Genomic DNA, 11,194 nt, shown 5'->3' with positions numbered 1-11,194 from the left:
ATAACGGGGGACGCGGTGACGTCGGGGGACGTCACCACGGAGCGGGGGAGCCACGAGGAAGCGGGACCGGAGGGCCGGGGGCCTTCCGGTCCCGCTTCTGTGCGTGCGCAGGTCCGCGTCGGCGCGGCGCCGGTCACGTGCCGGCTACGCGGGCCGGGCAGGCGTACGCGCCGTGCCCGTGCCGGCCCCGACCCGTCCGCTGCCGCTGTCGTCCCGCGCGGCCGCGAGGCGGGTCAGTGCCTCGTCGCGGTCGCAGGCGTGCGCGCCGAGCGCGGTCTGACGGCTGACGATCGCCCGCTCCAGCCGCATCAGCCGCCAGCCGCGGCGCAGCAGGAACGGCACGGACTTGCGGCCCTCCCTGAGGTCCCGCAGGAACCTGCGGCGGAAGGTCTTCACCGGACCCCGGCTCAGGCACAACGCGTCGGCCAGGAGGCCCAGTTCGCCGCAGCGCGTGACGATCTCCGCGGCGAAGATGCCCTCCGCTATGAACAGCGGGGCCGCGCCGAAGTCCACGTGCGACGCACCCGTACGGGCGCTCAGGCCGATGTCGTAGACGGGCACGTCCGTACGGCCCGTACGGCACAGCCGGTCGATCGCGGCGACGGCGGCGTCCGCGTCCCAGGAGTCGGGGTGGTCCCAGTCGATGTCGGAACTGCCCGCCACCAGGGGCAGCGACGGGTCGTCGCCCTCCTTGTAGAAGTCGTCGAGGCGCAGCACCGGCAGGCCGGAGCGGGCCGAGAGGAGGGACTTGCCGGAGCCGGAGGGGCCGCAGAGCAGCACGACACGCGCGGAGAAGGGCGACTGGGAACTCACGGGACACCAGTGTGCGGCATCCCCCGGGTGTCGCACGACCGTGCGGGTCCGCTTTGAGGCGCGCACCACACCTCCACTACGCTGCGCGTCGGTCCGGTCACTCAACGGGAGTGGCCGGTGGAGGCAAGAGGTGGCAGCAGTGATGGCCCGACACGCAGCACCCAAGAAGCCGGCCGCCCGGCGCGCCCTGGTCGCCCTGGCGACCGCGGGAGTGGCCCTGGGGGCGGGCGCGACGACGGCGGCGGCGGACTCCCAGGTGCCCCTGGGCCCGCGGCCCGCGTCGCTCGGCGCCGTCGACCCGCAGGCCGGTGTGCGGCCCCTGACCGGCACGGTCGGCCAGGTCGCGGGCCCGGTCTCCGGCCTGAAGCCCAATCCGCTGGCCGGTACGGGCGTCGACCCGCTCGACAACGGCGTCGAAACCCAGGTCGCCGACTTCAGGCCGGTGGACTCCCGTGCGGTGACCGGCCCGGTGGCCCAGGCGGAGTCGGTCGACGGCGTCCCGGTCGCCGGACGGGCGACGGGCCTGCTGGGAGCCTGACCGCCGGGGCGCCCGCCGGACGTACGGAGAGCCGGGGCCGCGCCCCCCCGCGGGGGCGGGGCCGCCACCCCCCCCGGGGGGGGGGGCCCCCACGGCTCTCCGGCCCGCGGTGGCTCCTCGGTCAGTAGGCGGAGCCCGAGGCGCCCAGGGAACCCGTCGGGTGCCAGACCGTCTTGGTCTCCAGGAACGCCGTCATGCGGTCCGTCCCCGGAGTGGCCGTCCAGTCGTCCACAGCCTGTGGACGCAGGACGCGCTTGAGGTTGTCGGCCGCGGCGGTCTCCAGATCCTTCGCGAGTGCCTCGTCGGCGCCCGCGAGGTCGATCGCGTTGACGTCCTGGTGCGCGGCCAGCGGCGCGGCGATCTCCGCCGTACGGCCGGACAGGAGGTTGACCACGCCGCCGGGCACGTCGGAGGTGGCCAGGACCTCACCGAGCGAGAGCGCCGGGAGCGGGGCCTTCTCCGAGGCGACGACGACCGCGGTGTTTCCGGTCGCGATCACCGGGGCGAGAACCGAGACCAGGCCCAGGAAGGACGACTCCCGGGGCGCCAGGACCGCGACCACGCCGGTCGGTTCGGGGGAGGACAGGTTGAAGAACGGGCCCGCGACCGGGTTCCCGCCGCCGAGGATCTGGGCGATCTTGTCCGTCCAGCCCGCGTACCAGACCCAGCGGTCCACCGCCGCGTCCACCTGCGCCGCGGCCTTCGCCCGCGACAGGCCCTCCGCGTCGGCGACCTCCCGCACGAACTGGTCCCGGCGGCCCTCCAGCATCTCCGCGACGCGGTAGAGGACCTGACCGCGGTTGTACGCCGTCGCCCCCGACCAGCCGCCGAACGCCTTGCGGGCGGCGACCACCGCGTCACGGGCGTCCTTGCGGGACGACAGCGGGGCGTTGGCGAGCCATGTGCCCTGGGGGTCCGTCACCTCGTACACCCGGCCGCTCTCCGAACGCGGGAACTTCCCGCCGACGTACAGCTTGTAGGTCTTGAAGACGCTCAGCCGCGGCTGTTCGGCCGTCCCGGCCCCGCCGGCCTTCACGTTCTTGTCGGTCTTATCGGACATCGAGGTACGCCTCCAGGCCGTGGCGGCCGCCCTCGCGGCCGAATCCCGACTCCTTGTAGCCGCCGAACGGCGAGGTGGGGTCGAACTTGTTGAACGTGTTGGACCAGACGACACCCGCGCGGAGCTTGTTCGCGACGGCCAGGATGCGGGAGCCCTTCTCCGTCCAGATGCCCGCCGACAGGCCGTACGGTGTGTTGTTGGCCTTGGCGACGGCCTCGTCCGGGGTCCGGAAGCTGAGCACCGACAGCACCGGGCCGAAGATCTCGTCCCGCGCGACCGTGTGTGCCTGGGTGACGCCGGTGAACAGCGTCGGCGCGAACCAGTAGCCGTTCTCCGGGAGTTCGCAGGCAGGGGACCAGCGTTCGGCGCCCTCGGCCTCGCCCTGCTCGACGAGCGAGGTGATCCGCGCGAGCTGCTCGGAGGAGTTGATCGCCCCGATGTCGGTGTTCTTGTCCAGCGGGTCGCCCAGCCGCAGCGTGGTGAGCCTGCGCTTGAGGGAGTCCAGCAGTTCGTCCTGGATCGACTCCTGGACCAGCAGGCGGGAGCCCGCGCAGCAGACCTGGCCCTGGTTGAAGAAGATGCCGTTCACGATGCCCTCGACGGCCTGGTCGACCGGGGCGTCGTCGAAGACGATGTTGGCGCCCTTGCCGCCGAGTTCGAGCGTGAGCTTCTTGCGGGTCCCGGCGACGGTCCGCGCGATCTGCTTGCCGACCGCCGTGGAGCCGGTGAAGGCGACCTTGTGCACGTCCGGGTGGGCGACCAGCGCGGCGCCCGCGTCGCCGTATCCGGGAAGGATGTTGACGACACCCCGGGGCAGGCCCGCCCGGCGGCAGACGTCCGCGAAGAACAGGGCGGAGAGGGGGGTGGTCTCGGCCGGCTTCAGCACGACCGTGTTGCCGGTCGCGAGCGCCGGGGCGATCTTCCACGCGAGCATCAGCAGCGGGAAGTTCCAGGGGATGACCTGGCCGGCGACGCCCAGGGGGCGCGGGTTCGCTCCGTAGCCGGCGTGCTCGAGCTTGTCGGCCCAGCCCGCGTAGTAGAAGAAGTGCGCGGCGACCAGGGGCAGGTCGGCGTCGCGCGTCTCCCTGATCGGCTTGCCGTTGTCCAGTGTCTCCAGGACGGCCAGTTCGCGGCTGCGCTCCTGGATGATCCGGGCGATGCGGAACAGGTACTTCGCCCGCTCCGCGCCGGGCAGCGCCGACCAGGTCGCGAAGGCCTTCCCGGCCGCCTTCACCGCGCGGTCCACATCCGCCTCACCGGCCTGCGCGACCTCGGAGAGGAGCTCCTCGGTGGCGGGGCTGACGGTCTTGAAGGCCCGGCCGTCGGCGGCCTCGGCGAACTCGCCGTCGATGAACAGGCCGTAGGACGGGGCGATGTCGACGACCGCGCGGGACTCCGGCGCCGGGGCGTACTCGAACGCGGACGAGCGTGCGGGGGCGGCCTGGGCGGGGGCGGTCCGGGCAGTGGCCCGGACGGTGGTCGCCGGGGTGGTCGCCGGGGCGGTCGCCGGGGTGGTCCCGCCGGCCCCGGCGGCCTGCGCGACCGCGGTCCTGCTCTTCTTGGCCTTCTTGTTCTTCTTGGTCATGGTGATCAGTCCACCGTCACGTAGTCGGGGCCGGAGTAGCGGCCGGTGGCCAGCTTCTGGCGCTGCATCAGCAGGTCGTTCAGAAGCGAGGAGGCACCGAAGCGGAACCAGTGGTTGTCCAGCCAGTCCTCGCCGACGGTCTCGTTGACCAGGACGAGGAACTTGATCGCGTCCTTGGTGGTGCGGATGCCGCCGGCCGGCTTCACACCGACCTGGATCCCGGTCTGCGCACGGAAGTCGCGGACCGCCTCCAGCATCAGGAGCGTGTTGGCGGGTGTGGCGTTCACCGCCACCTTGCCGGTCGAGGTCTTGATGAAGTCCGCGCCGGCCAGCATGCCGAGCCAGCTCACCCGGCGGATGTTGTCGTACGTCGACAGCTCGCCCGTCTCGAAGATGACCTTCAGCCGGGCGCTCGCCCCGCAGGTCTCCTTCACGGCGGTGATCTCGTCGAACACCTTCCGGTAGTTCCCCGCGAGGAACGCGCCACGGTCGATGACCATGTCGATCTCGTCGGCACCGGCGGCGACGGCCTCCCGGACGTCGGCCAGCTTGACGGCGAGCGGGGCGCGGCCGGCCGGGAAGGCGGTGGCGACGGAGGCGACCTTGACCGTGGAGCCGGCGACGGCCTCCCTGGCCGTGGCCACCATGTCGGGGTAGACGCAGACCGCGGCCGCGGCGGGGGCCGTGCGGTCGGACGGGTCGGGGCGGACCGCCTTCGCGCCGAGCGCCCGGACCTTGCCCGGGGTGTCCGCGCCTTCCAGCGTCGTCAGGTCGACCATCGAGAGGGCGAGGTCGATGGCGTACGCCTTCGCGGTCGTCTTGATCGAGCGGGTGCCGAGCGAGGCGGCACGCGCCTCCAGGCCGACCGCGTCGACACCGGGCAGCCCGTGCAGGAAGCGGCGCAGCGTGCTGTCGGACGCGGTGACGTCGCCCAGCGCGGCGGGGGCACCGACCCGCTCGGGCGCCGGCGAGGGCTGGGGGGAGGAGGGTGCAGTGGAGGACATGGTCACCAGACGAGCATATCTACGCGCGTAGCGGCTGTACAGCCCTCCGGTCGTCCGGCGACAGGAGCGGGCCCCGCCCGGCTTCCGCCCGCCCCCGCCCACCGCCTGCCGGTGCGGCTGCGGGCGTCGGGCAGAATCGGGGGCATGACGACCCCCGAGCCTCAGCCGTCCGACCGGGAGCCCGCCGAGCCCGCCCAGTCCACCGAGCCCGCCGACGGGACGGAGGACGGCACCGCCTCCACCGGGTCCGCCGCTGCCTCCGACTCCGCGGAGTCCTCGGCGGGACCGGAGTACCCGGCGGCGGCGGGGCCCGCGCCCGCGGGCCCCCCGGCCGCGGCTTCGGCGGGCCCGGAGCCCGGGTACGCCGACCGGGTGTACCGGTCGACCTCGGGGCTCGTCGGCGGTGCGCTGATCCTCGGCCTCGCCTGCTGGCTCGGCGTCGACGCCCTCCTCGTCGGCGAGGGCGACGCCCCGTGGCTCGCGCTCGCCGCGCTGCTGTTCATCGTGCCCCTGGTGGCGGCCTACACCCTGGTCCCCGCGGTGTACGCCAACGAGGACCGGCTGCGCGTCCGCAACCCGTTCCGCACGATCGTGCTGCCCTGGGGGCAGGTCTCCTCGCTGCGCTCCGGCTACACCAACGAGGTCTTCTCCGAGGCCGGCGCCAAGTACCAGCTGTGGGCCCTGCCCGTGTCGCTGCGGGCCCGCAAGAGGGCGGCACGACGGCTCCCGCAGGTCTCGGACCGTGCCGCGCCGGGCGCCGGGGCCTCCCGCGGCGGAGTCGAGCGGGCGGGGACCGACGGCTCGATGGACGAACTGCGCGAGCTGCACGAGAGGAACGCGGGCGAGGCGCACGCCCAGGGTGAGGCGAGCGTGCGCTGGGCCTACGAGATCATCGCCCCGTCCCTGGCCGGCGCCGTGCTGCTGGCGGTCCTGCTGGCGCTCGACTGAGGGACCGCGAGCGGTTCGGGCCCGGCTGACGGTCCCCGTCGTTCGTGCGAAGGGCGGGTCCGCGGCCGTCCGGTACGTGCGACCGCAAGGCGCTCCGGCGACGCGGCCGGGCCCCTCCCGCTCGCAGAGCCCGGGGAAGTGCGTGCGGGCGTCGCCGGGGCGGCCCGCCCTCCGGCGAGCCCTTCGAGGCGGAGGCACCCGGGCCGCGTTGCCGTCACCCGCCTCGCCCCGCGACCGGCCGCACCGGCCCCCGCGCTCCGGCCGGCCGGATGCCGGCGGCCGTCCGCGCCCCGCTCCGCCGGGCGGGCCCCGGGGCGGCACGAAGGAGGGGCCGCCGTGTCGGCGGCCCCTCCTGACGCTTTCCCGCGTGTGTCCCCGAGGCCTGCCGGAGGCTGCCGCTCAGATGCCGGCCGCCGCCTTCAGGTCCCGCTTGATCGCGGCCAGCAGGGCCGCCGCCTCGGTGCGGGCCGCGGGAAGGCCGTCCCGCGCGGCGACCGGGACGACGACCTCCAGGTAGCACTTCAGCTTGGGTTCCGTACCGCTCGGGCGGACGATGACGCGGGCGCCCCGGAGGGTGTAGCGCAGGCCGTCGGTGGGCGGCAGGGCGGCCGTGCCCCGGGTCAGGTCCTCGGCCTCGGTGACCGGCAGGCCGGCCAGTTCGGCCGGGGGGTTCCCGCGCAGCCGGCGCATCGCGTCCGCGATGAGGGACAGGTCCTCGACGCGGGCGGAGAGCTGGTCGGTGGCGTGCAGGCCGTGGGCCACGGCGAGGTCGTCGAGGAGGTCCGGGAGGGTACGGCCCTCCTCCTTCAGCTCGGAGGCCAGCTCGGCGAGGAGCAGGGCGGCCGTGATGCCGTCCTTGTCGCGTACGCCGTCCGGATCGACGCAGTACCCCAGCGCCTCCTCGTAGCCGTAGCGCAGCCCCTCGACCCTGGCGATCCACTTGAAGCCGGTCAGCGTCTCCTCGTGCGGCAGGCCCGCCTGCTCCGCGATGCGGGCGAGCAGGGACGACGAGACGATCGACTCGGCGAACGTGCCCCTCACCCCGCGGCGCACCAGATGGGCGGCGAGCAGCGCCCCCACCTCGTCGCCGCGCAGCATGCGCCACTCCCCGTCGCCGCCCCCGGCGGCGGTGTCCTTGACGGCCGCGGCGCAGCGGTCGGCGTCCGGGTCGTTGGCGATGACCAGGTCGGGCCCGGCCGCGCGGGCCGTCGCGAAGGCCAGGTCCATCGCGCCGGGCTCCTCCGGGTTGGGGAACGCGACGGTGGGGAAGTCCGGGTCGGGTTCGGCCTGCTCGGCGACCAGGACCGGCTCGGGGAAACCGGCCCGCGCGAAGGCGGCGAGCAGGACGTCCTTGCCGACGCCGTGCATCGCCGTGTAGACCGTGCGGGCGGTCCGGGGGGAGCCCTCGGCCAGGACCGCGTCCGTGCGGGCGAGGTAGGCGTCCAGGACGGAGTCGTCCAGGGTCTCCCAGCCGGAGTCGGGACGGGGCACCTCGTCCAGGGAGCCGACGGCCGCGATCCGGTCGGCGATCTCCGCGTCCGCCGGGGGGACGATCTGGGAGCCGTCGCCGAGGTACACCTTGTAGCCGTTGTCGCGGGGCGGGTTGTGGCTGGCGGTGACCTCGACCCCGGCGACCGCGCCGAGGTGCCGTACGGCGAAGGCGAGCACCGGCGTGGGCAGGGGCCGGGGCAGGACGGCGGCCCGCAGGCCGGCGCCCGTCATGACGGCGGCGGTGTCACGGGCGAAGTCCGCCGACTTGTGACGGGCGTCGTAGCCGATCACGACGAGGCCGCCGGTGTGCCCGTGCCGCTTCAGGTACGCGGCGAGGCCGGCGGCGGCGCGGATGACGACGGCCCGGTTCATCCGCTGGGGGCCGGCCCCCAGTTCACCGCGGAGGCCCGCGGTGCCGAACTGGAGGGTGCCGCTGAAACGGGCGGTGAGTTCGGTGACGTCGTCGGCGTCGAGGAGTGCCGCGAGTTCCGCGCGGGTCTCGGGGTCGGGGTCCTCGGCGAGCCAGGTGCGGGCGCGAGCGGTCAGGTCGTCGTGCACGTGTCGGTCAGCCTCTCGGAGAAGTCGTTGCGTCGTCGCCCCGCCCCGCGAAGGCGGCCCGGGACGGGGCCCACAGGTCCCGTGGAGGGTTCCTGAAGGGGGTTCTCCCCTTACAGGCGGCCCAGGACCTGGGTCAGGAGGGTGCCCATCCGGGTGGCCGAGTCGCGGCCCGCCTGGAGGACCTCCTCGTGGTTGAGGGGCTCACCGGTCATGCCGGCGGCGAGGTTGGTGACCAGGGAGATGCCGAGCACCTCCGCGCCCGCCTCCCGTGCCGCGATGGCCTCGAGCACCGTCGACATGCCCACCAGGTCCGCCCCGAGCACCCGTGCCATGCGGACCTCCGCCGGGGTCTCGTAGTGCGGGCCGGGGAACTGGGCGTAGACGCCCTCCTCCAGGCTCGCGTCGATCTCCTTGCACAGCGCCCGCAGACGCGGCGAGTACAGGTCGGTGAGGTCGACGAAGTTGGCGCCGACGATGGGGGACGTGGCCGTGAGGTTGATGTGGTCGCTGATCAGGACCGGCTGGCCGGGGCGCATGCCCTCGCGCAGACCGCCGCAGCCGTTGGTCAGGACGACCGTCTTGGCTCCGGCGGCGACGGCGGTGCGGACGCCGTGCGCGACGGAGGCCACGCCGCGGCCCTCGTAGTAGTGGGTGCGGCCCAGGAAGACCAGGGCGCGCTTGCTGCCGAGGCGGTAGGACCGGACCGTGCCTCCGTGGCCCTCCACCGCGGGCGGCGGGAAACCGGGCAGCTCGGTGACCGGGAACTCGGCCCCGGGGGCGCCGAGGGCGTCCACGGCCGGTGCCCAGCCGGAGCCCATCACGAGGGCGACGTCGTGGGTCTCGGCGCCCGTGAGCTCGCGCAGGCGCGCGGCTGCCGCGTCGGCCGCGGCGTGGGGGTCGCCCTGGATGTCGTCCGGAAGAAGAGAAGCGTTCACGCGGACGAGAGTAGCCGGTGTTCGCCTACGCGCGTAGATGTCGAAGCGCACGGGCTCGCGATCGTTGTCTTGTCGTTTCCGACGGGAACGTGGGCGACTCCGGCGCGCAGCTTCGTGCGAGCGGGTTCCCGCGAGGGGCGCGAGAGGAGGCGAGGGGGTGTGCGGCCGGGCTCAGCAGGGGCGCTTGCGCAGTTCCATCACGTAGTCGTGGGGCGCGCCCGCCGATTCCGCCGCGTCGGCGACCTCGCCCAGGTAGCGGGCCGAGGGCAGGCCGCCCTCGTAGGTGTTCAGGACGTACGTCCAGGCGGATTCCTCACCGTCCAGGGTGTGCACGCGGACGCGGGTGCGCCGGTATATGTCCAGGCCCGTGCCCTCCCAGCGGTCGAGGGACTCCTCGTCCACGGGGGTGATGTCGTACAGCGCGACGAAGACCTGCGCGAAGTGGTCCTCGACGATGGTCGCGAGGGCCCCGTTCCCGCCCCCGCCCCCGCCCCCCTGCGTGATGCCGGCCCCGGCCCCGGCTCCGGTCCCGGCCGGGAGGCCGCCGTCGGGACCGCCCGACCAGGGCAGTCCCCGGTTCTCGCCCCCGAAGGTCAGCCGCCACCCGTTCAGCCAGCCCGTGGCGCGCAGCGGCGAGTGCGGGGCGCGGCGGGACATCAGCCGCGCGTCGAGGTTGCCGGCGTAGGCGGCGTAGAGCGACATGCTGGAGAGCGTACGGCAGCCGCACCGCGGGTCACTCGGGTGACAGGTCCGGTAACAGGGGGGCCACGGCCGGACCCCCGGGGCGGTCGCCCGGTGAGGTGTGCGGGACAATGGAGTACGTGACTCGGATCGTGATCATCGGTGGCGGACCCGGCGGATACGAAGCGGCGCTGGTCGCCGCTCAGCTCGGCGCGGAGGTGACCGTCGTCGACAGCGACGGCCTGGGCGGCGCGTCGGTCCTCACCGACTGCGTGCCGTCGAAGACCCTGATCGCCACGGCCGAGGTGATGACCACCTTCGACTCCTCCTACGAGGAACTGGGCATCATCGTCGCCGACGACACACCGCCCGAGGAACAGGCCGCCCGGGTGGTGGGCGTGGACCTGGGGAAGGTGAACCGCCGGGTGAAGCGGCTGGCCCTGGCCCAGTCGCACGACATCACGGCGTCCGTGACGCGGGCCGGTGCGCGGGTGCTGCGCGGCCGCGGGCGGCTCGAGGGCATGCAGGCCCTGGACGGCTCGCGCAAGGTCGTCGTCCGGGCCGCCGACGGGACCGAGGAGACGCTGGCCGCCGACGCGGTGCTCATCGCCACCGGCGGCAAGCCGCGCGAGCTGTCCGACGCGCTGCCGGACGGCGAGCGCATCCTGAACTGGACCCAGGTGTACGACCTGAACGAGCTCCCCGAGGAGCTCATCGTGGTCGGATCCGGTGTGACCGGCGCCGAGTTCGCCGGCGCCTACCAGGCGCTGGGCTCGAAGGTGACGCTCGTGTCGTCGCGCGACCGGGTGCTGCCGGGCGAGGACCCGGACGCCGCCGTGGTGCTGGAGGACGTCTTCCGCCGACGCGGCATGAACGTCATGGCGCGCTCGCGCGCGCAGTCCGCCAAGCGGGTCGGGGACCGGGTGGAGGTGACTCTCGCGGACGGTCGGGTCATCACCGGGTCGCACTGCCTGATGGCCGTCGGCGCCGTCCCGAACTCCGCGGGCATGGGACTCGAGGAGGCCGGGGTCAGGCTGCGCGAGTCGGGGCACATCTGGACCGACCGGGTCTCCCGCACCAGCGCCCCGGGCGTGTACGCGGCCGGGGACGTCACCGGGGTCTTCGCGCTGGCGTCGGTGGCGGCGATGCAGGGACGCATCGCCATGTACCACTTCCTGGGCGACGCGGTCGCTCCGCTGAACCTGAAGACCGTCTCGTCGAACGTGTTCACCGACCCCGAGATCGCCACCGTCGGCTACACCCAGGCCGACGTCGAGGCGGGCAGGATCGACGCGCGGGTCGTGAAGCTGCCGCTGCTGCGCAACCCCCGCGCGAAGATGCAGGGCATCCGCGACGGATTCGTCAAGATCTTCTGCCGGCCGGGCACCGAGATCGTGGTGGGCGGCGTCGTGGTCGCGCCGCGCGCCTCGGAACTGATCCACCCCATCTCGCTCGCGGTCGACAACAACCTGACGGTCGAGCAGATCGCGAACGCCTTCACCGTGTACCCCTCGCTGTCGGGATCGATCGCCGAGGTGGCACGGCAGTTGCACACGCGGAAGGTGACCGGGGAAGCCTGAC

The 11,194-nt window shown here is 73.9% G+C and carries 10 protein-coding genes; 3 read left to right on the top strand and 7 right to left on the bottom strand.

Annotation, left to right across the window (positions count from 1 at the left end; translation table 11 throughout):
• Nucleotides 1-144: 144 nt before the first annotated feature.
• On the bottom strand, nucleotides 145-813 hold the full coding sequence (locus tag ORI94_RS33695) for a uridine kinase (protein WP_266082683.1): 669 nt from the start codon (nucleotides 811-813) through the stop codon (nucleotides 145-147).
• Nucleotides 814-955: 142 nt separating this feature from the next.
• On the opposite strand from ORI94_RS33695, the gene ORI94_RS33690 reads away from it, so the two are divergent.
• Nucleotides 956-1,351 (top strand): hypothetical protein, encoded by a 396-nt coding sequence (locus ORI94_RS33690; RefSeq protein ID WP_266082680.1) that lies wholly within the window; start codon nucleotides 956-958, stop codon nucleotides 1,349-1,351.
• Between the two features lie 121 nt (nucleotides 1,352-1,472).
• Here the strand turns inward: ORI94_RS33690 and ORI94_RS33685 are convergent, their stop codons facing one another.
• The 3 genes from ORI94_RS33685 to deoC are packed head-to-tail and all read right to left on the bottom strand — an operon-like array spanning nucleotide 1,473 to nucleotide 5,000.
• The gene (locus tag ORI94_RS33685) at nucleotides 1,473-2,411 is read right to left on the bottom strand and encodes an aldehyde dehydrogenase family protein (protein ID WP_266082678.1); all 939 of its coding nucleotides are present in this window, start codon (nucleotides 2,409-2,411) and stop codon (nucleotides 1,473-1,475) included.
• On the bottom strand, nucleotides 2,401-3,996 hold the full coding sequence (locus ORI94_RS33680; protein WP_266082676.1) for an aldehyde dehydrogenase family protein: 1,596 nt from the start codon (nucleotides 3,994-3,996) through the stop codon (nucleotides 2,401-2,403). Before ORI94_RS33680 ends, ORI94_RS33685 begins: the two co-directional genes overlap by 11 nt.
• A 5-nt stretch (nucleotides 3,997-4,001) precedes the next feature.
• Nucleotides 4,002-5,000: a deoxyribose-phosphate aldolase gene (gene deoC / locus ORI94_RS33675; protein ID WP_266082686.1), complete on the bottom strand. Its 999-nt coding sequence runs from the start codon at nucleotides 4,998-5,000 to the stop codon at nucleotides 4,002-4,004.
• Between the two features lie 144 nt (nucleotides 5,001-5,144).
• Here deoC and ORI94_RS33670 point away from each other — a divergent pair, with 144 nt between their 5' ends.
• Nucleotides 5,145-5,948: a PH domain-containing protein gene (locus tag ORI94_RS33670; RefSeq protein ID WP_416237947.1), complete on the top strand. Its 804-nt coding sequence runs from the start codon at nucleotides 5,145-5,147 to the stop codon at nucleotides 5,946-5,948.
• A gap of 399 nt (nucleotides 5,949-6,347) precedes the next feature.
• Here ORI94_RS33670 and ORI94_RS33665 read toward each other — a convergent pair whose 3' ends face one another.
• From ORI94_RS33665 to ORI94_RS33655, 3 genes are all read right to left on the bottom strand, one after another.
• Entirely contained in the window at nucleotides 6,348-7,997 is a 1,650-nt protein-coding gene (locus tag ORI94_RS33665) for a phospho-sugar mutase (RefSeq protein WP_266082674.1), read from the bottom strand.
• Nucleotides 7,998-8,107: 110 nt separating this feature from the next.
• Nucleotides 8,108-8,932 (bottom strand): purine-nucleoside phosphorylase, encoded by an 825-nt coding sequence (locus tag ORI94_RS33660; protein WP_266082672.1) that lies wholly within the window; start codon nucleotides 8,930-8,932, stop codon nucleotides 8,108-8,110.
• A 171-nt stretch (nucleotides 8,933-9,103) separates the two neighbouring features.
• Nucleotides 9,104-9,634 carry a gamma-glutamylcyclotransferase gene (locus ORI94_RS33655; protein WP_266082670.1) on the bottom strand — a complete coding sequence of 177 codons (531 nt, stop codon included), beginning with the start codon at nucleotides 9,632-9,634 and terminating at the stop codon, nucleotides 9,104-9,106.
• A 110-nt stretch (nucleotides 9,635-9,744) separates the two neighbouring features.
• Here ORI94_RS33655 and ORI94_RS33650 point away from each other — a divergent pair, with 110 nt between their 5' ends.
• Nucleotides 9,745-11,193 (top strand): NAD(P)H-quinone dehydrogenase, encoded by a 1,449-nt coding sequence (locus ORI94_RS33650; RefSeq protein WP_266082668.1) that lies wholly within the window; start codon nucleotides 9,745-9,747, stop codon nucleotides 11,191-11,193.
• The last annotated feature ends 1 nt before the right edge of the window (nucleotide 11,194 follow it).

The sequence above is a fragment of the Streptomyces sp. NEAU-W12 genome (assembly GCF_026242095.1).
Lineage (GTDB): Bacteria > Actinomycetota > Actinomycetes > Streptomycetales > Streptomycetaceae > Streptomyces.
This window is presented reverse-complemented; position numbering and strand designations above follow the sequence as displayed.

Bases quoted from the DNA above. Each gene is read 5' to 3' on its own strand.
- ORI94_RS33690 (WP_266082680.1), top strand. From the start codon at position 956: ATGGCCCGACACGCAGCACCCAAGAAGCCGGCCGCCCGGCGCGCCCTG.
- ORI94_RS33685 (WP_266082678.1), bottom strand. From the start codon at position 2,411: ATGTCCGATAAGACCGACAAGAACGTGAAGGCCGGCGGGGCCGGGACG.
- ORI94_RS33680 (WP_266082676.1), bottom strand. From the start codon at position 3,996: ATGACCAAGAAGAACAAGAAGGCCAAGAAGAGCAGGACCGCGGTCGCG.
- deoC (WP_266082686.1), bottom strand. From the start codon at position 5,000: ATGTCCTCCACTGCACCCTCCTCCCCCCAGCCCTCGCCGGCGCCCGAG.
- ORI94_RS33670 (WP_416237947.1), top strand. From the start codon at position 5,145: ATGACGACCCCCGAGCCTCAGCCGTCCGACCGGGAGCCCGCCGAGCCC.
- ORI94_RS33655 (WP_266082670.1), bottom strand. From the start codon at position 9,634: ATGTCGCTCTACGCCGCCTACGCCGGCAACCTCGACGCGCGGCTGATG.
- ORI94_RS33650 (WP_266082668.1), top strand. From the start codon at position 9,745: ATGGAGTACGTGACTCGGATCGTGATCATCGGTGGCGGACCCGGCGGA.